Origin of the sequence: Caulobacter segnis (assembly GCF_029543125.1) — a bacterium.
GTDB lineage: Bacteria > Pseudomonadota > Alphaproteobacteria > Caulobacterales > Caulobacteraceae > Caulobacter > Caulobacter segnis_D.
On record NZ_JARQWW010000004.1, the window covers coordinates 1 to 23,666 of the forward strand.

Annotated in this window: 25 protein-coding genes and 1 tRNA gene; 15 read left to right on the top strand and 11 right to left on the bottom strand. The window is 67.5% G+C overall.

Going from position 1 to position 23,666, the window contains the following annotated elements; all coding sequences use genetic code 11:
* Positions 1–147: 147 nt before the first annotated feature.
* The 3 genes from pheT to P7B02_RS12635 all read left to right on the top strand — a co-directional run bounded on the left by pheT (position 148) and on the right by P7B02_RS12635 (position 3,478).
* Positions 148–2,574: a phenylalanine--tRNA ligase subunit beta gene (gene pheT, locus P7B02_RS12625; protein WP_277786709.1), complete on the top strand. Its 2,427-nt coding sequence runs from the start codon at positions 148–150 to the stop codon at positions 2,572–2,574.
* A gap of 350 nt (positions 2,575–2,924) precedes the next feature.
* Positions 2,925–3,227: a hypothetical protein gene (locus P7B02_RS12630; RefSeq protein ID WP_277786710.1), complete on the top strand. Its 303-nt coding sequence runs from the start codon at positions 2,925–2,927 to the stop codon at positions 3,225–3,227.
* Complete coding sequence (locus tag P7B02_RS12635; protein ID WP_347276653.1) at positions 3,224–3,478, top strand: hypothetical protein; 255 nt, start codon at positions 3,224–3,226, stop codon at positions 3,476–3,478. Before P7B02_RS12630 ends, P7B02_RS12635 begins: the two co-directional genes overlap by 4 nt.
* A 20-nt stretch (positions 3,479–3,498) precedes the next feature.
* Here the strand turns inward: P7B02_RS12635 and P7B02_RS12640 are convergent, their stop codons facing one another.
* Positions 3,499–4,098, bottom strand: coding sequence for a DUF1134 domain-containing protein (locus tag P7B02_RS12640; RefSeq protein WP_277786711.1), 600 nt, complete (start codon positions 4,096–4,098; stop codon positions 3,499–3,501).
* Positions 4,099–4,295: 197 nt separating this feature from the next.
* Between P7B02_RS12640 and lepA the strand changes: the two genes are divergently transcribed.
* Both lepA and P7B02_RS12650 read left to right on the top strand, forming a co-directional pair.
* A complete protein-coding gene (lepA, locus tag P7B02_RS12645) occupies positions 4,296–6,101 on the top strand; it encodes a translation elongation factor 4 (protein ID WP_277786712.1) in 1,806 nt (601 codons plus the stop codon).
* A gap of 233 nt (positions 6,102–6,334) precedes the next feature.
* Complete coding sequence (locus P7B02_RS12650; protein ID WP_277786713.1) at positions 6,335–6,916, top strand: hypothetical protein; 582 nt, start codon at positions 6,335–6,337, stop codon at positions 6,914–6,916.
* A gap of 114 nt (positions 6,917–7,030) precedes the next feature.
* On the opposite strand, the gene P7B02_RS12655 is transcribed toward P7B02_RS12650, so the two are convergent.
* On the bottom strand, positions 7,031–7,279 hold the full coding sequence (locus tag P7B02_RS12655) for a hypothetical protein (RefSeq protein ID WP_277786714.1): 249 nt from the start codon (positions 7,277–7,279) through the stop codon (positions 7,031–7,033).
* Between the two features lie 98 nt (positions 7,280–7,377).
* Here P7B02_RS12655 and P7B02_RS12660 point away from each other — a divergent pair, with 98 nt between their 5' ends.
* From P7B02_RS12660 to P7B02_RS12670, 3 genes are all read left to right on the top strand, one after another.
* Positions 7,378–7,659: a hypothetical protein gene (locus tag P7B02_RS12660; protein WP_277786715.1), complete on the top strand. Its 282-nt coding sequence runs from the start codon at positions 7,378–7,380 to the stop codon at positions 7,657–7,659.
* Between the two features lie 132 nt (positions 7,660–7,791).
* Positions 7,792–8,091, top strand: a complete 300-nt coding sequence (locus P7B02_RS12665; protein WP_277786716.1) for a hypothetical protein — start codon at positions 7,792–7,794, stop codon at positions 8,089–8,091.
* Positions 8,092–8,116: 25 nt separating this feature from the next.
* Entirely contained in the window at positions 8,117–8,791 is a 675-nt protein-coding gene (locus P7B02_RS12670) for a hypothetical protein (protein ID WP_277786717.1), read from the top strand.
* Between the two features lie 9 nt (positions 8,792–8,800).
* Here the strand turns inward: P7B02_RS12670 and P7B02_RS12675 are convergent, their stop codons facing one another.
* The 5 genes from P7B02_RS12675 to P7B02_RS12695 all read right to left on the bottom strand — a co-directional run bounded on the left by P7B02_RS12675 (position 8,801) and on the right by P7B02_RS12695 (position 14,110).
* On the bottom strand, positions 8,801–9,817 hold the full coding sequence (locus tag P7B02_RS12675) for a sugar kinase (RefSeq protein ID WP_277786718.1): 1,017 nt from the start codon (positions 9,815–9,817) through the stop codon (positions 8,801–8,803).
* A 19-nt stretch (positions 9,818–9,836) separates the two neighbouring features.
* On the bottom strand, positions 9,837–10,592 hold the full coding sequence (gene kduD, locus P7B02_RS12680; protein ID WP_277786719.1) for a 2-dehydro-3-deoxy-D-gluconate 5-dehydrogenase KduD: 756 nt from the start codon (positions 10,590–10,592) through the stop codon (positions 9,837–9,839).
* Positions 10,593–10,599: 7 nt separating this feature from the next.
* Positions 10,600–11,448 carry a 5-dehydro-4-deoxy-D-glucuronate isomerase gene (kduI, locus tag P7B02_RS12685; protein ID WP_277786720.1) on the bottom strand — a complete coding sequence of 283 codons (849 nt, stop codon included), beginning with the start codon at positions 11,446–11,448 and terminating at the stop codon, positions 10,600–10,602.
* 33 nt (positions 11,449–11,481) lie between these two features.
* Positions 11,482–12,927: a glucuronate isomerase gene (uxaC, locus tag P7B02_RS12690; protein ID WP_277786721.1), complete on the bottom strand. Its 1,446-nt coding sequence runs from the start codon at positions 12,925–12,927 to the stop codon at positions 11,482–11,484.
* Between the two features lie 94 nt (positions 12,928–13,021).
* Positions 13,022–14,110: a LacI family DNA-binding transcriptional regulator gene (locus tag P7B02_RS12695; RefSeq protein WP_431355814.1), complete on the bottom strand. Its 1,089-nt coding sequence runs from the start codon at positions 14,108–14,110 to the stop codon at positions 13,022–13,024.
* A 138-nt stretch (positions 14,111–14,248) separates the two neighbouring features.
* Between P7B02_RS12695 and P7B02_RS12700 the strand changes: the two genes are divergently transcribed.
* From P7B02_RS12700 to P7B02_RS12715, 4 genes are all read left to right on the top strand, one after another.
* Positions 14,249–15,757, top strand: coding sequence for a UxaA family hydrolase (locus P7B02_RS12700; RefSeq protein ID WP_277786722.1), 1,509 nt, complete (start codon positions 14,249–14,251; stop codon positions 15,755–15,757).
* Positions 15,754–17,178 (top strand): mannitol dehydrogenase family protein, encoded by a 1,425-nt coding sequence (locus P7B02_RS12705; protein WP_277786723.1) that lies wholly within the window; start codon positions 15,754–15,756, stop codon positions 17,176–17,178. The genes P7B02_RS12700 and P7B02_RS12705 overlap by 4 nt, the downstream gene beginning before the upstream one ends.
* 81 nt (positions 17,179–17,259) lie before the next feature.
* Positions 17,260–18,081, top strand: coding sequence for a 2-keto-4-pentenoate hydratase (locus tag P7B02_RS12710; RefSeq protein WP_277786724.1), 822 nt, complete (start codon positions 17,260–17,262; stop codon positions 18,079–18,081).
* Positions 18,082–18,145: 64 nt separating this feature from the next.
* The gene (locus tag P7B02_RS12715; protein WP_277786725.1) at positions 18,146–19,435 is read left to right on the top strand and encodes an MFS transporter; all 1,290 of its coding nucleotides are present in this window, start codon (positions 18,146–18,148) and stop codon (positions 19,433–19,435) included.
* A 63-nt stretch (positions 19,436–19,498) separates the two neighbouring features.
* Here P7B02_RS12715 and P7B02_RS12720 read toward each other — a convergent pair whose 3' ends face one another.
* The 3 genes from P7B02_RS12720 to panB form a co-directional block, all read right to left on the bottom strand.
* Positions 19,499–20,431: an alpha/beta hydrolase gene (locus tag P7B02_RS12720; RefSeq protein WP_277786726.1), complete on the bottom strand. Its 933-nt coding sequence runs from the start codon at positions 20,429–20,431 to the stop codon at positions 19,499–19,501.
* Between the two features lie 64 nt (positions 20,432–20,495).
* On the bottom strand, positions 20,496–21,347 hold the full coding sequence (gene panC, locus P7B02_RS12725) for a pantoate--beta-alanine ligase (RefSeq protein WP_277786727.1): 852 nt from the start codon (positions 21,345–21,347) through the stop codon (positions 20,496–20,498).
* Positions 21,347–22,198, bottom strand: coding sequence for a 3-methyl-2-oxobutanoate hydroxymethyltransferase (panB, locus tag P7B02_RS12730; RefSeq protein WP_277786728.1), 852 nt, complete (start codon positions 22,196–22,198; stop codon positions 21,347–21,349). Before panB ends, panC begins: the two co-directional genes overlap by 1 nt.
* A gap of 105 nt (positions 22,199–22,303) precedes the next feature.
* Here panB and panD point away from each other — a divergent pair, with 105 nt between their 5' ends.
* Positions 22,304–22,672, top strand: a complete 369-nt coding sequence (gene panD, locus P7B02_RS12735; protein WP_277786729.1) for an aspartate 1-decarboxylase — start codon at positions 22,304–22,306, stop codon at positions 22,670–22,672.
* On the opposite strand, the gene P7B02_RS12740 is transcribed toward panD, so the two are convergent.
* Positions 22,669–22,860: a hypothetical protein gene (locus P7B02_RS12740; protein WP_277786730.1), complete on the bottom strand. Its 192-nt coding sequence runs from the start codon at positions 22,858–22,860 to the stop codon at positions 22,669–22,671. The genes panD and P7B02_RS12740 overlap by 4 nt on opposite strands.
* 131 nt (positions 22,861–22,991) lie before the next feature.
* On the opposite strand from P7B02_RS12740, the gene P7B02_RS12745 reads away from it, so the two are divergent.
* Positions 22,992–23,066, top strand: a tRNA-Lys gene (locus P7B02_RS12745).
* A 61-nt stretch (positions 23,067–23,127) separates the two neighbouring features.
* Positions 23,128–23,661, top strand: coding sequence for a hypothetical protein (locus P7B02_RS12750; protein WP_277786731.1), 534 nt, complete (start codon positions 23,128–23,130; stop codon positions 23,659–23,661).
* The last annotated feature ends 5 nt before the right edge of the window (positions 23,662–23,666 follow it).

Here is a 23,666-nt window from a genome sequence, read left to right on the forward strand (position 1 = left end):
TCGCGGCGCCGAACGGGGCTCGGGTCCTGAGCTGATTCGTGGCCCCCCCGGGGGGGGAGCTCCGGGGGATGTTGGGTGTGGGGGAGCCCCCTCCACCGCTTCGCGGTCCCCCTCCCCCGGAGGGGGAGGATTTTGAAGAGCTGACCGATGAAATTCACTCTCTCCTGGCTCAAGGACCACCTCGAGACCGACGCGACGATCAGCCAGGTCGTCGACGCCATGACCATGGCGGGCCTCGAGGTCGAACACGTCACCGACCCGGCCACCAAGCTGGCCCCGTTCACGGTCGCCAAGATCGTCGAGGCGGTGCAGCACCCCAACGCCGACCGCCTGCGCGTCTGTCAGGTGGACACGGTGGACGGCCGCAAGGAGATCGTCTGCGGCGCCCCGAATGCCCGCGCCGGCCTGACCACCATCTACGCCCCCATCGGCGCCTATGTGCCGGGCCTTGGCGTGACCCTGGTGGAGAAACCGGTGCGCGGCGTCGTCTCCAACGGCATGCTCTGCTCGGCCTCCGAGCTTGAAGCCGCCGACGAGAGCGACGGCATCATGGAGCTGCCCGACAGCCTGGCCGTCGGGACGCCCGCCGTGGACGCCCTGGGCCTGGAAGGCGTCATTGACTTCGAGGTCACCCCGAACCGCCCCGACTGGCTGGGCGTCAACGGCATCGCCCGCGACCTGTCCGCCACCGGCCTCGGCAAGTTCATCGACCGCAAGGTGGAGCCGGTCGCCGGCAAGTTCCCCTGCCCGATCACGGTGAAGGTGGACGGCGACGCCTGCCACATCTTCGCCGGCCGCCTGATCAAGGGCGTCAAGAACGGCCCTTCGCCCAAGTGGCTGGCCGACCGCCTGACCGCCATCGGCCTGCGCTCGATCAACACGCTCGTCGACATCACCAACCTGATCACCTACGACCGCGCCCGGCCGCTGCACGTCTATGACGCCGACAAGCTGGTGGGCGACGTGATCGAGGCCCGCCTCGGCAAGGGCCCCGCCCAGCCCGGCGGCGCGCATGAGCCCTCGCCGGAGAAGCACGCCGACGAGCAGCTCATCGCCCTGGACGGCAAGACCTACGACCTGTCGTCGGAGATGTCGGTCATCGCCGACGCCGGCGGCGAGCGTCCCGTCGGCATCGGCGGCGTCATGGGCGGCGAGTCCACCGGCTGCTCGGACGAGACGGTCAACGTCTTCGTCGAGGCCGCCTGGTTCGATCCGATCCGCACGGCCCAGACCGGCCGCACCACCGGCATCAACTCCGACGCCCAGTACCGCTTCGCGCGCGGCGTCGATCCGGAAAGCTGCATCGACGGCGTCGAGCTGGCCACCCAGCTGATCCTGGACCTCTGCGGCGGCGAGCCGTCGGACGTCACCGTCGCCGGCCAGGCTCCGGCCGCCCCGGCCCCGGTCGCCTTCGATCCGGCCTATGTGCAGCAGCTCTCCGGCCTGTCGGTCACCGCCGACAAGACCAACGCCATCCTCGCCGCGCTCGGCTTCACGGTCGAAGGCGGCAAGGTCACGCCCCCCTCCTGGCGTCGCGACGTCCACGGCAAGGCCGACCTGGTCGAGGAAGTGGCCCGCATCGCCGGCTTCGACAGCCTGCCGTCCACGCCCCTGCCGGAAGTCGCCCGCGCCGTCGGCGGCATCCTGACCGCCAAGCAGGCCCGCGCCCGCCTGTCGCGCCGCGCCCTGGCCGCCGCCGGCTATCAGGAAGCCGTGACCTGGTCCTTCACCTCCAAGGCCACCGCAGAGCTGTTCGGCGGCGGTCAGGCGGACCTGGTCCTGGCCAACCCGATCGCGGCCGAGCTCGACTGCATGCGTCCGTCGATCCTGCCCAACCTGATCGAGGCCGCCGGCCGCAACGCCCGCCAGGGCTTCCCGGACGTCGCCCTGTTCGAGGTCGGCCCGGTGTTCCACAGCGACCGCCCCGACGGCCAGCGCACCGCCGTGACCGCCATCCTGGCGCCCCACGCCCCGCGCGGTTGGGACAAGCGCCCGGCGGACGACCTCTATTCGGTAAAAGCCGACCTCGTGGCCCTGCTGGAGGAGATGGGCGCGCCCGTCGCCTCCCTGCAGACGGCTCAGGGCTCTGCCGGCGCCTGGTGGCACCCGGGCCGCTCAGCGCGCCTGCAGCTCGGCCCCAAGGCCGTCCTGGCCGAGTTCGGCGAGATCCACCCCGCCGTGCTCAAGGCCCTGGACGTGGCCGGTCCCGTCTATGCCTTCGAGATTTGGCTGGAGGCCGTGCCGGAGCCGAAGAAGAAGGCCCTGAAGACCAAGCCCGCCTACACCGGCTCGGCCCTCATGCCCCTGAAGCGCGACTTCGCCTTCGTGGTCGAAGCCGCCAAGCCGGCCGGCGATCTGGTCAAGGCGGCGCTGAGCGCCGACAAGGCCCTGGTCACCGCCGCGCGGGTCTTCGACGTCTATCAGGGCCCGGGCGTGGCCGACGGCTTCAAGTCCGTCGCCCTGGAAGTCACCATCCAGCCCACCGACCACACCCTCACCGACGCCGAGATCGAAGCCCTGTCGACCAAGATCGTGGCGGGAGCTGAGAAGGCCGGGGCGAAACTCAGGGGCTAATCCTCCTTCTCTCCTGCCCCGCTTGCGGGGTAGGAGAAGTCTGGTTGTCGCCGACGACGGCTCAGGTTAAACACGACCCGCACACGGAGAGCCTCGCCGAAATGCATGCGCGTTTCGACATCGCTGAAATGAACGCCACGAGCCGCATGGCCTCGTGCGTTTCGCCGTGCGCCGCGCTCATGACCGCCACCATTAAAATTATGACCGTCTCCACTCGGACGGGGCGTCGGCGCGCGACCACTTAAAATCGCCGACAAAGATCGCAGGATCTTCCAAAGCCCCGCTCCGGAAACGGACGCGGGGTTTTTGTCGTGCGGTCTTCGTCGGTCCAACCCAAGGACCAGAACGAAATGTCTTCCCTACCCTACGCTCTACCCCTCCCTGATGCGCAGCCGCAAAGGTCGGTGACGCACCTGCTGCTGGTGGCCGCGGCCAACGCCCAGGCGGCGCTGGAAGCCGTGCGCACGGGCCTGGACCTGTCCGGCGGCGAATTGGCCGGCCTGACCCTGAAGCCGCGCGGCGAAATCGTCGAAGCCTCGCTCAGCGTGCGCTCGCTCAGCGATGACGCGGCCGTGCGCCTGACCGCCAACCTCGCCAGCCGTCCGGGCGTCAGCTCGGCCCGCGTCGAGCATGTGTGGGGGAAAGCCTCGTGAAGCCGGACAGCGACAAACGCCGCCTGTTCATGGTCAGCGCGGCCGACACCACCGACGCCCTGATCCGCGTGCTCAACGTCGTGGCCGTGCAGCAGGCGCGGCTGCGGCGCGTGGAGGCCGCCCAGACCGCCGAAGGCCTGACCATTTCGCTGGAGACCGACGACGAGGGCGACGATCGCGCCGACCTGCTGGCCAGCCGCCTGGGCGCCTGCCTGGCCGTGCGCGGGGTCGGTTTCGGCTGGCGAATGTGAAGCTCGCCAGCCTCCGTCCTTTAGAACGGGATGATGTTCCGCTGGCGGCTGTAGGCCAGGTAGCCCACGTTCGCGCCCAGGCGCAGGCCGACGCCGGCGCGGATCGGGGCCAGGGTGATGTCGTCGGCGCGCTGGTAGTTCACGCCCAGGCCGCCGATCAGATAGGCCGACCCCTCGACGCCCGGGAAACGGCGGAAGATCGCGTCGGGGAACTGCAGATTGTAGCAGAGGGTGAAGACCCGGCTGCCGTTGCCGCCGATGTCCCAACCGATGGACGGCCCCTGCCAGTACACGTCCGTGGTCGGACGGCCCTTCATGTAGATCAGGCCGCGGCCGTAGCGCGCGCCGATGGTGAAGGCGGCCGAGGCCTCCTCGCCGGCGATGTAGGCGGTGGGACGGCCGTTGTCGGCGAAGATCTTCTCCACCGCGCCGCCCAGGGCCTCGGCGGTCACGCCCAGGAAGTCGGAACCCTTCTGGACGATCTCGTCCATGGTGTAGGTGTCCGCGCGCTGCGAGCCGTCCTCGTTGAAGCCGCCCTGATCCTGGCGGGGCTGGGCCGTGGCGCAGCCGGTGGTGGCGAGGGTGGCGATGCCGGAGGCGATGAGAGCGCGGCGGTCCATGGGCGGGCCTTTCGAATCAGGAGCTTGGCCGAAAATGGCCGACCATTTCGTCGGGTTTGCGGCGGCAAGCTTAATGAGGCGTTAAGCGCCTTTCGCATGGTCAAGCTGACGGCACGCTGACGCCCGGCCCCTGCCCTCACGGTTCAACAACCGTCGGGATGATGCATAAGCCCGCGAATATGCTAGAGGCAGCCCCCATGACGACGCCTCTCGACAAGATCCGCAACTTTTCCATCGTGGCCCACATCGACCACGGCAAGAGCACCCTGTCCGACCGCCTCATCCAGGAGACGGGCGGCCTGACCGCGCGCGAGATGAGCGCCCAGGTGCTCGACAACATGGAGATCGAGAAGGAGCGCGGCATCACCATCAAGGCGCAGACCGTGCGCCTTCACTACAAGGCCGACGACGGCGAAACCTACATCCTCAACCTGATGGACACGCCGGGCCATGTGGACTTCGCTTACGAGGTGTCCCGCTCCCTGGCCGCGTGCGAGGGCTCGATCCTTGTGGTCGACGCCTCCCAAGGGGTCGAGGCGCAGACGCTGGCCAACGTCTATTCTGCGATCGATAACAACCATGAGATCGTCCCTGTCCTCAACAAGATTGACCTGCCGGCGGCGGAGCCGGAGCGGGTGCGGGCCCAGATCGAGGACCTGATCGGCCTGGACGCCAGCGACGCGGTCCTGGCCAGCGCCAAGAGCGGACTGGGCATCCATGACGTGCTGGAAGCCATCGTCACCCGCCTGCCCGCCCCCAAGGGCGACATCGACGCCCCGCTGAAGGCCCTGCTGGTCGACGCGTGGTACGACGCCTATCTGGGCGTGGTCGTGCTGGTGCGCATCTTCGACGGCACCCTGAAGGCCGGCCAGCAGGTCCGCATGATGCAGACCGGCGCCACCCACCGCATCGACAAGGTCGGCGTGTTCAAGCCCAAGGCCACCGACGTCGACGTCCTGGGCCCCGGCGAGGTCGGCTTCTTCACCGCCAGCATCAAGGAAGTGGCCGACGCCGCCGTCGGGGACACCATCACCGACGAGAAGAAGCAGACCGCCTCCGCCCTGCCGGGCTTCAAGGACGTGCAGCCGGTGGTGTTCTGCGGCCTGTTCCCGGTGGACGCCGCCGACTTCGAGGACCTGCGCGCCGCCGTCGGCCGCCTGCGCCTGAACGACGGCAGCTTCACCTACGAGATGGAGAGCAGCGCGGCCCTGGGGTTCGGCTTCCGCTGCGGCTTCCTCGGCCTGCTGCACCTGGAGATCATCCAGGAGCGCCTGAGCCGCGAGTTCGACCTGGACCTGATCGCGACCGCCCCCTCGGTGGTATACAAGATCCAGATGCGCGACGGCAGCGAGATCGAGCTGCACAACCCGGCCGACATGCCCGATCCGATGCACATCGAGCACATCAAGGAGCCGTGGATCAAGGCGACCATCTTCACCCCGGACGAGTACCTCGGCGGCGTGATCAAGCTGTGCCAGGACCGCCGCGGAGAGCAGCGCGAACTGTCCTACGTCGGCAACCGCGCCATGCTGGTCTATGACCTGCCGCTGAACGAGGTGGTGTTCGACTTCTACGACCGCCTGAAGTCCATCTCGAAGGGCTACGCCTCTTTCGACTATCAGGTGGAGGACTACCGCGCCGGCGACCTGGTGAAGATGTCGATCCTGGTCAACGCCGAGCCGGTGGACGCCCTCAGCATGCTGGTCCACCGCGACCGGGCTGAAAGCCGCGGCCGCGGCATGTGCGAAAAGATGAAGGACCTCATCCCGCAGCACATGTTCGTCATCCCGATCCAGGCGGCCATCGGCGGCCGCATCATCGCCCGCGAAACCGTCCGCGCCCTGCGCAAGGACGTGACCGCCAAGTGCTACGGCGGCGACGCCTCGCGCAAACGCAAGCTGCTGGACAAGCAGAAAGCCGGCAAGAAGCGCATGCGCCAGTTCGGCAAGGTCGAAATCCCCCAGGAAGCCTTCATCGCCGCGTTGAAGATGGACGGGGATTGAGTTCAGTTTCTCCTCCCCCGTAGCGAAGCGTACGGGGGAGACTTAAGCTCTCACCGTCTCCCCAGGCCTTGTGCCTAGGGCCCATACGCTCCGCTTTTCCGGAAGGTCAGCGGACGCAACACGTAACTCCAAAGGCAGTGGGGAATGGGCCCTAGGCACAAGGCCTAGGGCGCGACGACGCATCCGCGCCGCCGCGCCTTGAGATTGTCACCACCCGCGGGCAGCATCCTCCCATGCGCCTGACCGCCGCCCTCATCGCCCTGTCCCTCGCCGCGCCTGCCCTCGCGCAGGACGCGCCGACGGACGTGTCCCCCGTCACCGTCATGCCGGCGGGGGATCCGCCGAAGCTGGCGGGCAGTTATCCGGCCGAAGGGGCCGAAGTCGTGGCCGGGTTGCTGGCCCTGAAGCTGACCTTCGACCAGCCCATGGACCCCAAGGGCTGGCGCATCGCCCAGGCCTCTCCGAACATGGCCGCGACTGACGGCGCCGCGCCCGAGGCCGCGACCTCGCCCCTGGACTGCCTGGGCGTGCCGCGCCTGCTGAAGGACGAGAAGAGCTTCGTGGTCCTGTGCCGCACCCTGCCCGGGCGGCACTATGTGGTGGCTCTGAACGCGCCCGGCGCCGCGCCGGTGTCGCCGGACGGAACGCCCACCGCCTTCGCCAACCTGGGCGGCCGCAGCGCTTTGCCCGCCACCCTGGCCTTCGGCACCCGCCCGCGTGGGGATGATCCTGTGCGGACCCTGAAGGCGGCCATGAGCAATGCAGGGCTCAGCGATACGGACAGCCCGGTGGTGGATACGCCGCAGATGCGGTGAGGGGATGCGTGCTTCGACAGCTCGCTTCACTCGCGCTCAGCATGATGAACGTGGGTGCGCTCTGAATTCCTCATCCTGAGCTGGCGCGCAGCGCCAAGTCGAAGGATGCACTCGCTAATGCAGATCATCCGGCGCATCCCGCGCCAGGTCGGCGACGATGGCCAGCTCCTTGCGGATGTGGGCCCAGACCTCGGGGCTCGCGTCGCCGACCTTGGAGCCCTCGACGGCGGCGATAGTGAACACCGCCCGCAGTTCGTCCAGCAGATCGGGATCGCGCAGCGCCAGCAGCGTCATCAGCGCCTTGAGCAGGCGGTCGTTCGCCTCGATCTTGGCGCGCAGCTCGTCCTCGACGGCCTGTTCCATGGGCAGGCAACGTGCGGGCGGCGACCGCTGTTCCGCCAGCCGCCGCTTGCCCACCGGCGACACGGGCGCATGATGGAGCCCTGCCCCACGGAGATTCCATGGCCGACGACGAACTGGAGCTTCTGAAACAGGCGGTGCGCGACCTGCAAGCCGAAAGCTTCGCAACCCGCGCCCTTCTGCCCTGGCTGATCGGCGTGGCCGTCAGCGGCTTCAGCGACGACCCCGAAGGCCGCCTGCGCGAACTGCACGAAGTCGCCCAGGGCCGCCTCTACGAAATGGACATCGGCGGCGAGGAAGACGCCGTGGCGCGGCTGAAAGACCGGGCGTCCCTGGTTCTGGACGACTGGATCAACTCGATCCAGATCGAGCGGGATGGGTGAGGGATCGAGGGTGAGGGTGACAGCGGCGGCGGAGTTCAGCTCGGCCGCGCCACATCCTGAACCTCTTCCACCCCCTTACCTGCCCTTCCCCCATCAAGGGGGAAAGGAAGAAGCAACCCCAAGGACCACCCCATGAGCCGCAATCGTCAACGGAAACCCGGCCCGCCCACGACGGAGGAGCTTGAGCAAAAGCTCGCCCGGGATCTGGCGGACCTGGAAGAGATGCTCAACATCGCCCTGGCGCTCTATCCACCCGTACGTGGCGAGCCGCGAATGCCCAGGACGCCTTCGCTCCCGAAGCTCAAACCCTTCTCGGGCCCGGTGACGAAAGCGCGGGAACAGGAAGTGCATGCGTTCACCAAGCTGGTCATCGCCATGGTGCGCGAGCAGCGCGGCATGCTTCCCCTCAAACCCCAATCCCCCCCATACTGACCCCGTCGCCAAACGGGACCCACCCATGAACTTCATGATTCAGCTTCTCGATTCCCTCGATGAGCTTCTGTTCCGGGTGATGAGCTGGCTGGTGTTCTATCCGCTCACCCTGTGGCGGACGGTGCTGCATCCCCTGAAGATGACCGCCTTCGCCGACCAGCAGATGAACGAGGCGGAGGAGCGCCGCCATGTGGCCACGGTCAGCCCGCCGCTGTTCCTCTTTCTATCTCTGCTGCTGTCGCACGGGCTCGAGCTGGCGCTGATCGGCGACAGTCCCCTGCTCGCCGAGCATCATCGGCTGGGCGATCTGGTGAACGACGACACCAGCCTGCTGGTCCTGCGGCTGGCCCTGTTCGCGGTCTTTCCGCTGCTGGTGTCGATCCGCCTGCTGCAGCGCCGGCGCGCCGCCCTGACGCGCGACACCCTCAAGCCGCCTTTCTACAGCCAGTGCTATCTGGCCGCGCCCTTCGCTCTGACCCTGGGCATGGCCGGGACGCTGTTGCAGATGCACGCCCTGCCCTGGGCGGAGCTGACGGGCGCGGCGATGGTCATCATCGCCCTGATCTGGTTCGTGGCCGTTGAGGCGGCGTGGTTCCGCCAGGAGCTGGGCGCCTCGGTCGGGCGCAGCCTGCTGGACGCCGTGATCGCCACGGCCCAGGGGGTGGCGATCCTGGCGATCGTCGCGCCCCTGTTCGCCTAAGGCGCTAGCCTAGCGCTTGACGTCCAGGCCTTCGCCGTCGAGTAGGGCGTGGACGTCGCCAGCCGACACCAGGTTGAAGTCGCCGAACACCGCATGCTTCAGGGCGCCGGCGGCCAGGCCGAACTCAACCGCGTCGGCGTCGTCCATGCCGGTCAGCAGGCCGTGCAGCACGCCGGCGGCGAAGGCGTCGCCCCCGCCGATGCGGTCCACCACCCCGGCCAGCGGGAAGGCGCGCGTGATGTGCTCGCCGCCGCCGCGCGACAGGATCACCGCCGACAGTTCGTGATGATCGGCCGAGGGCGTCAGGCGCACGGTCGAGGTCATGCGCTTCAGGTTCGGGAACACCTCGAAGGCGCGCTCGGCGGCCTTGCGGCGGCGCACCTGGGCGGACTCGTCCAGGAAGCTTTCGCCCAGGATCAGGGCGATGTCGCGGTCGTTGACGAAGGCCAGGTCGGCGCAGTCCAGGATCTGGCGCAGCACGGCCGGGCCGTCGCCGTTCCAGGCGGCCCACATCTTGGCGCGGTAGTTGCCGTCGAAGCTGACGGGCACGCCCAGCTTGCGGGCGGTCTGCACCGCCTTGATCACCGCATTGGCGGCCGACGGACCGACCGCCGGGGTCACGCCCGAGACGTGAAACCAGTCGGCGCCCTCCAGCTCCTTCTCCCAGTCGATGGCGTCTTCCGAGGCCAGGGCGAAGGCGGAGCCGGCGCGGTCGTAGGTGACCTCCGACGGACGCACCACGGCGCCCGGCGACAGGAAATACAGGCCCATGCGCCCGTCGACGAAACGCAGGCTCGAGGTGTCGACCCCGTGCCGGCGCAGCTCGTCCCGGGCCGAACGGCCCAGCGGGTTGTCGGGCAGGATGGAGACCGTCGCCGCGTCGTGGCCGAACTTGGCCAGGGACACGGCCACATTGGCCTCCGCCCCGCCGACGCAGACATTCAGCCGGGCCGACTGCAGCAGCAGCTCATTGGTGGGAGCAGAGAGGCGCAGCAGCACCTCGCCGAAGCAGACGACACGGCTCAACGTTCAGTCTCCAGTCAGATCAGCGGGCCAGCCAGCCGCCGTCGACCGGCAGCGTCACCCCATGAACATAGTCCGAAGCGGCCGCGGCGAGGAACACCGCCGCGCCCCCCAGGTCGCTTGCCTGGCTCCAGCGGCCGGCGGGGATGCGGGCCAGGATCGAGGCGTTACGTTCGGCGTCGGCGCGCAGGGCTTCGGTGTTGTTCGTCTCGACATAGCCGGGGGCGATGGCGTTGACGTTGATCCCCTTGGCGGCCCACTCGTTGGCCAGGATCTTGGTCAGGCCGGCCAGGCCGCTCTTCGAAGCGGTGTAGGACGGCACGCGGATGCCGCCCTGGTAGGACAGCAGGCTGGCGATGTTGATCACCTTGCCGCCGCCCTGCTTCAGCATCTGACGCGCCACGGCCTGGGTCAGGAAGAACACGACCTTCAGGTTCGTATCCATCACCGCGTCCCAGTCGGCCTCGCTGAACTCGATCGAGTCGGCGCGGCGGATGATGCCGGCGTTGTTGACCAGGATGTCGAGCTTGCCGAAGGCGGCGACCGTCTCGTCGACCACGCGCTGCACCGGCTCGGTCGAACCGAAGTCGGCCTTGATCGACAGGAACTTGCGGCCCGCGGCCTCGATGGCCTTCTGGGTCTCGGTCGGCTCGCTGCGGCCGGCGACGGCCACGTCCGCGCCGGCTTCAGCCAGGGCGATGGCGATGGCCTGGCCGATGCCGGTGTTGGCGCCGGTGACAAGGGCGGTCTTGCCCTCGAGGCTGAAAAGCTTGGTCATAATGGGCCTACTTGAGTTGGCAGATGTCGAGGACGTTCATGTCCGTATAGTCGAGGTTCTCGCCGCCCATCGCCCAGATGAAGGTGTAGTTGGCGGTGCCCGAGCCCATGTGGATCGACCACGGCGGGCTCATGACGGCCTCTTCGTTGGCGAGCACGATGTGACGCATCTCGTCCGGCTCGCCCATGTAGTGGAACACCCGGTCGTTCTCGCCGAGGCCGAAGTAGAAATACACCTCCGAGCGGCGGTCATGCAGGTGCGGCGGCATGGTGTTCCACACGCTGCCCGGCTTCAGGACGGTCATGCCCAGCAGCAGCTGCGCCGACTTGCAGGTGGTGGGGACGATGTACTGGTAGATGGTGCGCTCGTTGGAGGTCTCCAGCGCGCCGCGCTCCAGCGGGATGGCGTCCGCGAACACCAGCTTCTTGGTCTCGAAGGCCGCGTGGGCCGGGACGCTGGTAATGTAGAACCTGGCCGGGTTGGCCGCGTCCACGGACTCGAACACCACGTCCTTGGCGCCCATGGTCACATAGATGCCGTCGCGCGGCTCGATGTCGTAGACGACGCCGTCCACGGTCACCTTGCCCTTGCCCTCGCCCACATTGATGGCGCCCAGCTCGCGACGCTCCAGGAACGGATGACCCGCCGCCGAGGCCGGCTCCGTCTGGTGCGGCAGGACCACCGGCTTGCTCACCGGCGCCGCGCCGCCGACCACGAAGCGTTCGTTGTGCGAGTAGTTCAGGCTGATGCCGTCCTCCTCGAACAGGTCCTGCATCAGGTAGCGGTCGCGCAGCTCGTCATTGGTGACGCCGAACATCATGTCCGGGTGCGTGGCGTGATAGGTCTTGGCGAACATGACGGCCTCCGGGGCGCGGGGTTCTTCCAGGGATCAGGCGGCGGCGGGCGTGGCGGTCAGCGGCTGGTCCAGCTTGTAGGCCTGCTTGGGCAGGTTGTAGGCCAGATCCACGACGGTTTCCGCCGCCTCGTTCAGATCCATGCGGTGTTCGGCGACCATCCGGGCGAGGAAGGCGCTGTCCACGCGGCGGGCCACGTCGTGGCGCGCGGGGATCGACAGGAAGGCGCGGGTGTCGTCGTTGAAGCCCACGGTGTTGTACAGGCCGGCCGTCTCGGTGACCTGCTCGCGGAAGCGCATCATGCCTTCCGGGCTGTCGTGGAACCACCAGGACGGGCCCAGCTTCAGGGTCGGATAGTGGCCGGCCAGCGGCGCCAGCTCGCGGCTGTAGGTCGTCTCGTCCAGGGTGAACAGGATGATCGACAGGCGCGGATCGTTGCCCAGCTTGCCCAGCAGCGGACGCAGGGCCTGGACGTATTCGGTCTTGGCCGGGATGTCCGCGCCCTTGTCGCGGCCGTAAGCTTCGAACAGCTGGCGGTTATGGTTGCGGGTCGAGCCGGGGTGGATTTGCATGACCAGACCGTCGTCCAGGCTCATCTTGGCCATCTCGGTCAGCATCTGCGCCCGGAACAGCTCGGCCTTCTCCGGCGTCACGTCGCCCTTCAGCAGGCTCTGGAACAGGGCCTCGGACTCGGCCGCCGACAGGTCCGCCGTGGCCGCCGTCGGGTGGCCGTGGTCGGTCGACGTGGCGCCGGCCGCGATGAAGTCGGCCCGGCGCGAACGGTGGGCTTCCAGATAGCCGGCCCAGCTATAGACGTCGTGGCCCGACACCTCGGCGAAGCGCTGCATGGCGTCACCGAAACGCTCGTCCTCGAAGTCGACGACCGCGTCCGGACGATAGGCGGTGACCACCCGGCCCTTCCAGCCGCTGTCGCGGATGGCGTGGTGATGGTTCAGGCTCTCGTGCGGGCCTTCGGTGGTGGCCAGCAGCTCGATGTTGAAGCGGTCGAACAGCGCACGCGGACGGAAGGCGTCCGTGGCCAGCTGCGCATTGATCTCGTCGAAATACTTATCCGCGGTCTCGGCGCTCAGGCGAACCTGGAAGCCGAAGACCTTGGAGAACACGTAGTTCAGCCACAGCCACGACGGGGTCGCGCGGAACAGATGGAAGTTCGAGGCGAACAGCTTCCACGCCTTGCGCGGGTCGGTGTTCGGCACGCCTTCCTTGGACGGTACGCGCAGATCCTTCAGCGCGATGCCCTGGCTGTACAGCATCCGGTACAGGTAGTGGTCCGGCGCCAGCAGCAGGTCGCAGGCGTCCTCGAACGGCGCGTTGGTGGAGAACCAGGACGGATCCGTATGCCCGTGCGGGCTGATGATCGGCAGCTTCTCGACCAGGGCGTAAAGCTCCCGCGCGATGCCGCGCGTGGTCGGATCGGCCGGGAACAGACGGTCGTCGTGGAAGATCAGCGGCTGGGCCATCGGGGGATGCTCCTGGGTTTCCGGCGCGGGAACTTACCCTTCCCGTTCTGCCGGCGTGGTAACCGGTGTCATAGATTGAAGCAAGCTTGAGGGCTCACTTCCTGGGCGGCGGCCCTGAAGACTCGCGCACGACGAGCGACGGGGCAATACGTTCCGGCTCCGCCTTGAGTTCGCGGGGCTCCTGGCCGCCGGCGATCAGCTTCAGGGCGGCCATCCGGCCCACCTCCCGGGTGGGGATGCGGATGGTGGTCAGGGGCGGCCAGACGCGCGACGCGATCTGGAAGTCGTCGAAGCCGACCACGGTCAGGTCGGCCGGCACGCTCAGGCCCGCGCGGCGCGCCGCCTGCAGGGCGCCGGCGGCCATTTCGTCGTTGCCGCAGAAGATGGCTGTGGGACGCGGCTCCAGCTTCAGCAGCTCTTCCGCCGCGGCCATGCCGGATTCGAAGGTGTAGGCCGCGTTGGCCACCAGGCTCGGCTCAAGCTTGAGCCCGGCCTCGGCCAGGCCATCCTCAAAGCCCCCGCGGCGCTCGTGGGACGAACGGAAGGTGTCAGGACCGGAAATGAACGCGACCCGCACGTGACCCAGATCGGCGATATGCTTGGCGGCCTGATGCGCCCCCAACCGGTCGCGGCCGACGATCATGCGCTCCGCATCATCCACCGGCACGGAGGCGATGCGGATGTACTCGCAACCGATCTCGCGCAGCAGCCGCCCCACCCGCTCGTCTTCCGACACAGACGGGGTGACCACCACGCCGTAAAGGCGCTGGCGCTCGATGAAGGTGCGCAGGTCGGTCAGAAAGTGCGGGCTGGCGCGGTCGCACGGATGCACCACCAGCTCGAAGCCCGACCCCTTCATCCCGTCCAGCAGCCCCTGCTGCATGTTCACGACGTACTGCGGGTTCGGGTTGTCGTAGATCATGCCGATCAGGAACGACCGGCGGAACGCCAGGCCCCGGGCCTGGGGATCGGGCTCGTAGCCGTGCTCGGCGATCACCGCCTCGATCCGCTCGCGCGTTTCGTCACGCACCGACGGCGACTGGTTGATTACCCGCGACACCGTCTTTTTCGACACGCCCGCCAGGCGCGCGATATCGTTGATCGTCGGGCGCTTGCGGTTCGGGTCCGCGTCGAAAATCGGGCCGTCAGGCGAATGATCGTCAGGCGTCTTGGATGCGGTCACGGCGGTCCGATCAACTTGGTCGAGTTCTGTTTTCTTAGCCTGATCGCACGTCTCACTACAAACACGGGCAAGAAAGCGCTATTGTGGATAATGACACCGGTTACCTAAGCCAGAAGACACGGTGCGTCGGGATGGAAAATGGCGTCTGACACTCCTGCAACCGACCATGTGATTCACCACGTGGACCCTCGCGATCACGTTGCGACTGCTTTGCGCGACCTCAGTTCGGGCGAAATCGTCACCTCGGAAGGTCAGACGATCACTGTCCGCGCCGATATCCCCAAGGGTCACAAGATCGCCGTCCGCACCGCCGCCGTCGGCGACGATGTCTGCAAGTACGGCTGGCCCATCGGCCGCGCGACCCAAGCCATCGAGATCGGCGACCACGTCCACGTCCACAACGTCGAGACCAAGCTGTCCGACCTTGAGACCTATGCCTACCAGCCGGCGATCGACTCCATCGGGCATGACCTCGATGCCGGAACCTTCATGGGCTACCGCCGCAAGAATGGCCGGGTCGGCACGCGCAACGAGATCTGGGTGCTCTGCACCGTCGGCTGCGTGGCCAACACCGCCCGCCGCATCGCCGAAAAGGCCGCCGTGCGCTTCGCCGGCCGCGTGGACGGCGTCCACGCCTTCCCCCACCCCTTCGGCTGCTCGCAGCTGGGCGGCGACCTCGACCACACCCGCAAGCTGATCGCCAGCCTCGCCGCCCACCCCAATGCCGGCGGCGTCCTGATCCTCGGCCTCGGCTGCGAGAACAACCAGCTTTCGAAGCTGCTGGAGACCGCGCCGGAGATCGACCGCGACCGCCTGCGCTACTTCACGACCCAGACCGTCGAGGACGAACAGGAAGACGGCCTCGCCGCCGTCGAGGAACTGGTCGCCCTGGCCGAGAACGACAAGCGCGAGCCCTGCCCCGTCTCCGACCTCGTGGTCGGCCTGAAGTGCGGCGGCTCCGACGGCTTCTCGGGCGTCACTGCCAACCCGTTGGTCGGCCGCATCGCCGACAAGGTGGCCGACGCCGGCGGCACCCCGGTCCTGACCGAGATTCCGGAAGTGTTCGGCGCCGAACGCATCCTCATGGCCCGCGCCGCCAACCAGGGCGTGTTCCAGGACCTCGTTTCGGTGGTCAACGACTTCAAGCAGTACTTCATCGATAACCACCAGCCGATCTATGAGAACCCCTCTCCGGGGAACATCGCCGGCGGCATCACCACGCTGGAGGAGAAGTCCCTCGGCGCGGTGCAGAAGGGCGGCCGCGCCCCGGTGGTCAATGTCATCCGCTATGGCGAGCAGATCGGCCCCCACGGCCTGACCGTGCTGGAGGCGCCGGGCAACGACGCGGTGTCGTCCACCGCCCTGACCGCCGCCGGCGCCACCGTCATTCTCTTCACCACCGGCCGCGGCACGCCGCTGGGCTTCCCCGCCCCAACCCTGAAGATCGCCTCCAACAGCGGTCTGGCCGGGCGCAAGCCGGGCTGGATCGACTTCGACGCCGGCGTGGTGCTGGAAGAAAAGTCCATGGACGAGGCGGCCGACGATCTGATGGCCCTCGTGGTGGACACCGCCTCGGGCAAGCCGACCAAGGCCGAAATCAACGGCGAACGTGAGATCGCCATCTGGAAGCAGGGCGTTACCCTTTGACCAAGCTTACTCTCTCCACCTTGTCCGAAGCCTCGGCCAAGGTGCTTCAGCCTGCCTATGATCCGACCGCCGTCGAGATTGGCGTGGTGCATTTCGGCCCCGGCGCCTTTCACCGCGCCCACCAGGCTTTCTACTTCGACGCCCTGCTGGCCAAGGACCCGCGCTGGGCGATCAGCGGCGTCTCCCTGAAGAGCCCCGGCGTCCGCGACGCCCTGGCCCCGCAAGCCGGCCTCTACGTTCTGGCCCAGCTCGACGCCGAGACGACCTTCCGCGTGATCGGCGCCATGCGCGAGATTCTCGTGGCGCCGGAAGATCCAGAAACGGTCTTCACCCGTCTGGCCAAGGCGTCGACCAAGGTCGTCACCACCACCGTCACCGAAAAGGGCTACTGCCTGGGCGGCGACGGCAAGTTGGACTTCGCCAACACCGACATCGCCCACGACCTGCAGCATCCGCAGCGCCCCGACAGCGTCATCGGCTACATCGTCGAAGGCCTGCGCCGCCGCCGCGAGGCGGGCGTCGCCCCCTTCACCGTCATCAGCTGCGACAACCTCGCCGACAACGGCCACAAGCTGCGCGACGCGGTCGTCGCCTTCGCCGGCAAGCTGGACGCCGGCCTGGGCGAATGGATCAAGGCGAACACCGCCTTCCCGCGCACCATGGTCGATAGCATCACCCCGGCCACCGACGACGCCCTGCGCGCCCGCGTCACCGCCGAGACCGGCTTCGAAGACGCCTGGCCGATCCAGCGCGAAGCCTTCGTGCAATGGGTGGTCGAGGATGTCCTGCCCGCCGACGCGCCGGACCTGGCCTCGGTCGGCGTGACCCTGACCAACGACGTGGCCGCCTTCGAGGGCGCCAAGCTGCGCCTATTGAACGGCGCGCACTCCACCCTGGCCTATGTGGGCTCGCTCAAGGGCTACGAGACCGTCGGCGACGCCATGGCCGACGCCGAACTGGCCGGCTTCGTGCGCAGCATGATGCTGGAGGACATCGCTCCCAGCCTCAGCACCCCGCCCGGCCTCGACATCCCGACCTATGTGGAGGCGATCCTCGGCCGCTTCCGCAATCCGGAGATTCGCCACCTGCTCTCGCAGATCGCCTGGGATGGCTCCAAGAAGCTGCCGTTCCGAATCCTCGAGACGACGGCTGACGCCCTGGAGGCCGGCCGTTCGGTCGATCGCCTCGCCGTGCCGATCGCCGCCTGGATCGGCTTCATCGCCACCCGTACCGAAGCGGGTGTGCCGTTGGTCGACCCGCTGGCCGACAAGCTCGCCGCCCTAGGCGGCGCCTGCACTGGCGGGCCTGAAGACGTGGACGCCTTCCTCGGTCTGACCGAGGTGTTCCCGGTTTCGCTGGCCTCGAACACCACCTATCGAACCGCTGTCAAAGACGCCTATGCCGCCCTCTCGCGGGCCTGACGGCCTCAATTGTCAATGACACCGGTTTCCCCTACACACGACGACAATCAACAACCCTCAGGGAACAGGGAGCGTAACGGAGTGGACGCAGTACGGACCGCAACGGCCGCCTCGACGATCGCCAAGACACTTGTAGAGGCGCGTCTGTCCGCCACCGCCCTCCCCGGTTATCCCGGCGAGACGCCGGCGACCATGGATGACGCCTACGCCATTCAGGACATCGCCATCGGCCTCTACCCCGCCGAAGTCGGCGGCTGGAAAGTGGGCCTCATCGCCCCGGCTCTGCGCGCCGAACTGGGCGCCGAGCGCCTGGCCGGCCCGGTGTTCAAGAACAACATCTGGACCATCGGCGAAGGCGAGACCTTCCCCCTGCCGGTGATCCCGAACGGCTTCGCCGCCGCCGAGGCAGAGTTTATCGTCCGCGTGGCCAAGGACGCCCCGGCCGACAAGACCGACTGGTCCTATGAAGACGCCGAGGAATATGTCGGCGCGATCCACATCGGCTTCGAACTGGCCGGCAGCCCCCTGCCCGACATCAACGGCATGGGCCCCCGCGTCGTCGCTTCGGACTTCGGCAACAACGCCGGCCTGATCGTCGGTCCGGAGATCAAGGACTGGCGCGAGAAGGGCTGGGACAACCTGCCCTGCGAAACCTGGATTGATGACAAGCTCATCGGCACGGGCACGGCCGCCAGCATTCCGGGCAGCCCGATCGAGGCCTTCCGCTTCCTGATCGAGAACTGCGCGCGTCGCGGCCACCCGCTGAAGGCCGGCGACCTGATCACCACCGGCGCCGCCACCGGCGTCCACGAGATCTTCCTCGGACAATCGACTGTTGTGCGCTTCGGCGACTACGGCGAGATTGCCTGCAGCACGGTCAAGGCTGAACCGGCCTCGGTCTAACGCAGAACATCAGGGATGAACGGCGCTCCCTGTTCCGGGAGCGCCAGGGACAGGCAGAGAGTTCATGAGCGATGCAAAGTTCGGAGGCGTCACGCCTCCTCCCGTCTCAGAGAGAATTACGAAATTCCGTTGGGTGATCGTCGGCCTGCTGTTCGCGGCCATGGTCATCAACTACGTCGACCGGCAGACCATCGGCCTGCTGAAGGCCGACCTGTCCAAGGAATTCAGCTGGTCGGAAACCGACTATGCCGACACGGTCTTCTGGTTCCAGGCGTCCTACGCCGTGGCCTACCTCTTCTGGGGCCGGATCATAGACAAGATCGGGGCCCGCTACGGTTTCGCCATCGCCTTCGCGATCTGGCAGGTGGCGCACATCGCCCACGCCGGCGCGCGCGGCCTGACCGGCTTCATCTTTGCCCGCATCGCGCTGGGCGCCGGTGAAGGCGGCGGCTTCCCGGGCGGCATCAAGGCCGTGGCCGAGTGGTTCCCCAAGAAGGAACGCGCCTTCGCCACCGGCCTGTTCAACGCCGGCACCAACATCGGCGCCATCGTCACCCCGCTGGTCGTGCCCGTCGTGGCCCTGACCTGGGGCTGGCAGATGGCCTTCATCGTCACCGGCATCGCCGGCCTCGTCTGGCTGCCGATCTGGCTCCTGGTCTACCGCAGCCCGCAAGAGCACAAGAGCGTCTCGCCGGGCGAACTGGCCCACATCACCCAGGATCCCGCTGACCCGGTCGAGAAGATCGGCTGGTCGAAGATCCTGACCAAGCGCGAGACCTGGGCCTTCGCTCTGGGCAAGTTCCTGATCGACCCGGTCTGGTGGATGTTCCTCTTCTGGCTGCCGGATTTCCTGGGCAAGCGCCACGGCCTCGACCTGAAGAGCTTCGGCCCCCCGCTGATCGCCATCTACCTGCTGTCGGACGTCGGCAGCGTCGGCGGCGGCTGGCTGTCGTCCAAGTTCATGAACATGGGCTGGAGCATCAACAAGGCCCGCAAGATCACCATGCTGATCTGCGCCCTGCTCGCTGTGCCCGTGGCCTTCGCGGCCAATGTCGACAACCTCTGGGTCGCCGTGCTGATCATCGGCATCGCCACGGCGGCTCACCAAGGCTTCTCGGCCAACCTCTACACGCTGCCGGGCGACGTGTTCCCGCGCGGCGCAGTGGGCTCGGTGGTCGGCATCGGCGGCATGCTGGGCGCTTTCGGCGGCATGGCCATGGCCAAGTACGCCGGCTACGTCCTGGATCAGATCGGCACCTACACCCCGATCTTCATCCTGGCGGCCTCGGCCTATCTGATCGCCCTGGCCGTGGTTCACGTGCTCATGCCGAAGATGGATCCGGTCAAGGTCTGACCGGCCAGCATCGGCTGAAGATCAGCGGCGGCGCTCACTCGAGCGCCGCCGTTTTTCTTTGGATCAATTCGCCGGCAGAACGGTCATCAGCCCTCGGGCGAAACCGGACGGCGCCACCGTCAGGTGATCCTCGCCCGGCAGCACGTCGGAGCTGATGGTCAGGCCTGGATAGCCGCGCGACTTCAGGTTCGCCTCGAATAGCTGCATGTCGCCCACCAGATCGGCGTCGCGGTTGTAGCGGGGGTCAGCCGGCCGGATCGTCTCGTAACCGCCCACATACATGAACACCTTGGCCGGCAGATCCTTGTGCGTCTTGGCGTACTCCGCCTCGACCTTCAGCATGTGCTTCTTGTCGAACCAGAAGGATGGGCTGCCCAGGATGTAGCCCTTGAACAACTCCGGCTCGTTCAGCAGGAACTCGGCGCCCAGCAGCCCGCCATAGGAATGGCCCAGGATGGTCCTCTTCGCGGGGTCGGCCCGGAACTTCCCCTCCACGAACGGCAGGACCTGCTCCCGGATGTACTGGCGATAAGCCGCGCTGCCGCCGTGGACCTCGCCCGGCGGCGAGCTGCTGGGGCCATTGGACGTCGGCGTATAGTCGCGGCGGCGGCTGGACGCGCCCCTGTCGCCCTCAGCGTAGGACAGCCCCACCAGGATGAAGTCGTCGACCTTCGGCCGGTCCAGGTTCAGCCGCCGCACCATCGAGCGGATCACCGGGAACGCATAGTCGGCGTCGGTGACGTACAGCACCGGATAGCGCCGCTGCGCATCGAACTCGTAGGAGGCCGGCAGGCTGACGAAGACCTGGTACTTCCGCCCGGAGGCCGGGTCAGGCACATCCCAAACCTGAGTGCCGGTCAGGACATAGGGCGCGCCGTTCCCTGACTGCGCCGTGGTCACTGTCGGCGTCTGCGTCGTCCGCACCGCGCTGTTCTCGGTCTTGCCACACCCGGAAACGGCGATCGCCGCCGTCGCCGCCAGAACCATCAACCGCATGCATCTCTCCCCTAAAGCTTCACCATGGAAGGCTTCGCGGAGGAATGTGGCGCGGGCTGGGCGGCTATTTGCGGCCCTTGGGGACGTTGATGACCAGGTTGTCGATAAGGCGCGTCTTGCCGAAGCGCACGGCCATGGAGGCCAGGACCTCGCCCGACAGGCGGTCCTCGACCTCCTTCAAGGTCAGATTGTCGGCCAGGCTGACATAGTCGACTTCAGCAGACGGCTCCTCGCCGATGGTCCGGCGCATCGCCTCGCGCACCGCCTCGGCCTTCCGCTCGCCCCGCTCCACCAGGATGCGCGCCAGGGTCAGGGCGCGGAACAGCACCCGCGCGGACTGGCGGTCGGCCAGAGACAGGTAGACGTTGCGGCTGCTCATGGCCAAGCCGTCCGGCTCCCGCACCGTCGGGCAGATGACGATCTCCGAAGGGATCGACAGGTCCAGGGCCAGCTTGCGGATCACCGCCGCCTGCTGGGCGTCCTTCTGGCCGAAATAGGCGCGGGTCGGCTGGACGATGTTCAGCAGCTTGGCCACCACCGTCGCCACGCCGTTGAAGTGGCCGGGACGCGAGCCGCCCTCCAGCCCCTCGCTGACCCCGCCCACGGTGATGCTCGTGTCGAAACCCTCGGGGTACATCTCGATCGGCTCGGGCGTGAACACCAGGTCCACCCCCGCCGCCTCCAGCAGCGACAGATCGCGCGGCAGGTCGCGGGGATAGCGCGACAGGTCCTCGTTCGGGCCGAACTGGGTCGGGTTGACGAAGATGCTGGCCGCCGCGGCCCCGCACTCCTCCTTGGCCCGCTTCATCAGGCTGATATGGCCCTCGTGCAGGTAGCCCATGGTCGGGGCGAAGCCGAGGTCGCCGAAACGCGCCCGCTCGGCGCGGAATTCGGCGATGGTGGCGACGACCTTCATCACGCGCCCTTCAGAGCTTCAGCCAGCTCGGCCGGGTCGATCTTGCTGCTGTTGGCGTCAGTGGGGAACGAGCCTCCGCGAACCTCATCCGCATAGGCCTTCACCGCGCCCTCGATCGCCGCGCCGACGTCGGCGAACTGCTTGGCGTGGCGGGGCGGCTTGTCGCCATAGAGACCCAGGATGTCGTGCCAGACCTGCACCTGGCCGTCGCAGCCCGCGCCGGCGCCGATGCCGATGGTTGGAATGGTCAGGCGCTTGGTGATCTCCGCCGCCAGGGCCGCGGGGGCCAGCTCGATCACCACGGCGAAGGCGCCGGCCTCTTGCAGGGCCAGGGCATCCTCCAGCATCCGTCGCGCGTCGGCGGCGGCCTTGCCCTGCACCTTCAGGCCGATCTGGTTCACCGACTGCGGCGTGAAGCCGATATGGCCCATGACCGGGATGCCCAGGTCCACCAGCTTGCGGACGATGGACGCGATGGACGCCCCGCCCTCCAGCTTCACGCCAGCCACGCCCGCCTCTTGCAGCAGACGGCCCGCCGACCGCACGGCCGAGGCTTCGTCGGCATAGCTCAGGAACGGCAGGTCGGCGATCACCAGGGCCTTGCCCGCGCCACGCACAACGGCGGCCGCGTGGCGCACCATGTCGTCCACCGTCACCGGCAGGGTCGTGCCGTGGCCGTGGACCACCATGCCCAGGCTGTCGCCCACCAGCAGCACCGGCACGCCCGCCCGTTCGGCCAGGATCGCCGAGGTGAAGTCATAGGCGGTCAGCATGGCGATCTTCTCGCTCCGGGCCTTCATGTCGGCCAGGTCGAGGGTCGTCACGGACTTCTGCGAAATCGTCGCGGACATAGGTTATCACACGTAAGCTGACAAAACGGGTCGCGGACCCTATATCACGCGCCAAGACGGCGCCCAGACGAACCGTCACCCGCAGGTCGAGATAGAGAGTTGATCATGCGCGTTCTGATGCGCTCGAAAATCCACAACGCCACGGTCACCGAGGCCAACCTAGCCTATGTCGGGTCGATCACCATCGACCAGGACCTGCTGGACCATGTGGATCTGTGGGCGGGCGAAAAGGTGCTGGTGGTGTCTAACACCAGCGGCGCGCGCCTTGAGACCTATGTCATCGCCGGCCCGCGCGGCTCTGGCTGCATCTGCGTGAACGGCGCCGCCGCCCACCTGATCGGCGAGGGCGAGCAGATAATCATCATCGCCTTCGAAATCACCGACAAGCCGGTTCAGCCGAAGGTGATCCTGGTGGACGAGAAGAACCGCTTCGTGCGTTCGCTGGTCGAGGAGCCCTCGACCGTCATCGCCTAGTTCTGCGCTGGGCTGTTTTGGCGCGGTCCCTCCTGACCGCCAGCCGGGCTTGTGGCCGCGATCTGGCCGCCCGACTCATGGCCGGGGCTGTTCAGGCCGAAATAGGCGATAGCGCCGACAATCAACGCGCCGACCACGCCCAGGATCGCCCAGCCGCGCTTGACCGAACCCTGCATCTTTTCCGCCATGGCGATCTCCTTTGGGAGGGAAACCGGGGGCTGACAGTCTTGGTTCCAAATCGGAGACTTCCACCCTTGCGGCGAAGCATCCCCCCGACTATGGTCCGCGCCGCTTCGACCGGCGCCCCGCGCCAACGAGCGGGCCGGTAGCTCAGTGGTAGAGCATTCGACTTTTAATCGAATGGTCGTGAGTTCGAACCTCACCCGGCCTACCATTCTCCTACGAGAATAAAGTTCGACCGCCCCACCCACTGGATCTACGTCGGCGTCATCGCGTTGTTCGTCGTCATGACAGCCGTGCGGCTGCTGTCAGGCCCTGAAAGCTGGGGCTCTGCGGCGGACTGGGCGGCGGCGGGCGCCAGCGTGCTGGTGGTCTTAGTCACCCTGGAGCTGGCCACGGCCGAGCGCCGGAACATCGAGGCCCGGCGGGCGGCCGAGCGGCTGAGCCTGCTCGACGCCGTGCAGGACGTGGTTCAGGCGGTGACCCGCCACAACGCCGTGATCCGCAACGCCGCCAAGAATCGCGATCACGGCCATATCCAGCAGATCACCGTCTCGGAGTTCCGTCACAACGACGAGGCGCTGAACGGCCTGTTCTCCATGCCGCCCACCCAGTGGCCGACGGCGGAGCTGTATCGTCGCGCCTTCCAGGTGTCGCTGCAGCGGGACCATCTGATCCGGGCGATGGGAGAGCTCTCGACGCAAGAGCGGCTGTCCAAGGCCGATTGGGACGAGTTCGACCGCGCCCTGCGGCGTTCCGCCGACGCGGAACAGAAGTTCACCGAGGCCCTGGCCGCGGCTCGCGCTTGAGCGCC

Bases quoted from the DNA above. Each gene is read 5' to 3' on its own strand.
- P7B02_RS12665 (WP_277786716.1), top strand. From the start codon at position 7,792: ATGAGCCGCAATCGTCAACGGAAACCCGGCCCGCCCACGACGGAGGAG.
- P7B02_RS12715 (WP_277786725.1), top strand. From the start codon at position 18,146: ATGAGCGATGCAAAGTTCGGAGGCGTCACGCCTCCTCCCGTCTCAGAG.
- P7B02_RS12700 (WP_277786722.1), top strand. From the start codon at position 14,249: ATGGCGTCTGACACTCCTGCAACCGACCATGTGATTCACCACGTGGAC.
- uxaC (WP_277786721.1), bottom strand. From the start codon at position 12,927: ATGGCCCAGCCGCTGATCTTCCACGACGACCGTCTGTTCCCGGCCGAT.
- P7B02_RS12660 (WP_277786715.1), top strand. From the start codon at position 7,378: ATGGCCGACGACGAACTGGAGCTTCTGAAACAGGCGGTGCGCGACCTG.
- kduI (WP_277786720.1), bottom strand. From the start codon at position 11,448: ATGTTCGCCAAGACCTATCACGCCACGCACCCGGACATGATGTTCGGC.
- lepA (WP_277786712.1), top strand. From the start codon at position 4,296: ATGACGACGCCTCTCGACAAGATCCGCAACTTTTCCATCGTGGCCCAC.
- panB (WP_277786728.1), bottom strand. From the start codon at position 22,198: ATGTCCGCGACGATTTCGCAGAAGTCCGTGACGACCCTCGACCTGGCC.
- kduD (WP_277786719.1), bottom strand. From the start codon at position 10,592: ATGACCAAGCTTTTCAGCCTCGAGGGCAAGACCGCCCTTGTCACCGGC.
- P7B02_RS12640 (WP_277786711.1), bottom strand. From the start codon at position 4,098: ATGGACCGCCGCGCTCTCATCGCCTCCGGCATCGCCACCCTCGCCACC.
- panD (WP_277786729.1), top strand. From the start codon at position 22,304: ATGCGCGTTCTGATGCGCTCGAAAATCCACAACGCCACGGTCACCGAG.
- P7B02_RS12655 (WP_277786714.1), bottom strand. From the start codon at position 7,279: ATGGAACAGGCCGTCGAGGACGAGCTGCGCGCCAAGATCGAGGCGAAC.
- pheT (WP_277786709.1), top strand. From the start codon at position 148: ATGAAATTCACTCTCTCCTGGCTCAAGGACCACCTCGAGACCGACGCG.
- P7B02_RS12740 (WP_277786730.1), bottom strand. From the start codon at position 22,860: ATGGCGGAAAAGATGCAGGGTTCGGTCAAGCGCGGCTGGGCGATCCTG.
- P7B02_RS12650 (WP_277786713.1), top strand. From the start codon at position 6,335: ATGCGCCTGACCGCCGCCCTCATCGCCCTGTCCCTCGCCGCGCCTGCC.
- P7B02_RS12630 (WP_277786710.1), top strand. From the start codon at position 2,925: ATGTCTTCCCTACCCTACGCTCTACCCCTCCCTGATGCGCAGCCGCAA.
- panC (WP_277786727.1), bottom strand. From the start codon at position 21,347: ATGAAGGTCGTCGCCACCATCGCCGAATTCCGCGCCGAGCGGGCGCGT.
- P7B02_RS12720 (WP_277786726.1), bottom strand. From the start codon at position 20,431: ATGCGGTTGATGGTTCTGGCGGCGACGGCGGCGATCGCCGTTTCCGGG.
- P7B02_RS12670 (WP_277786717.1), top strand. From the start codon at position 8,117: ATGAACTTCATGATTCAGCTTCTCGATTCCCTCGATGAGCTTCTGTTC.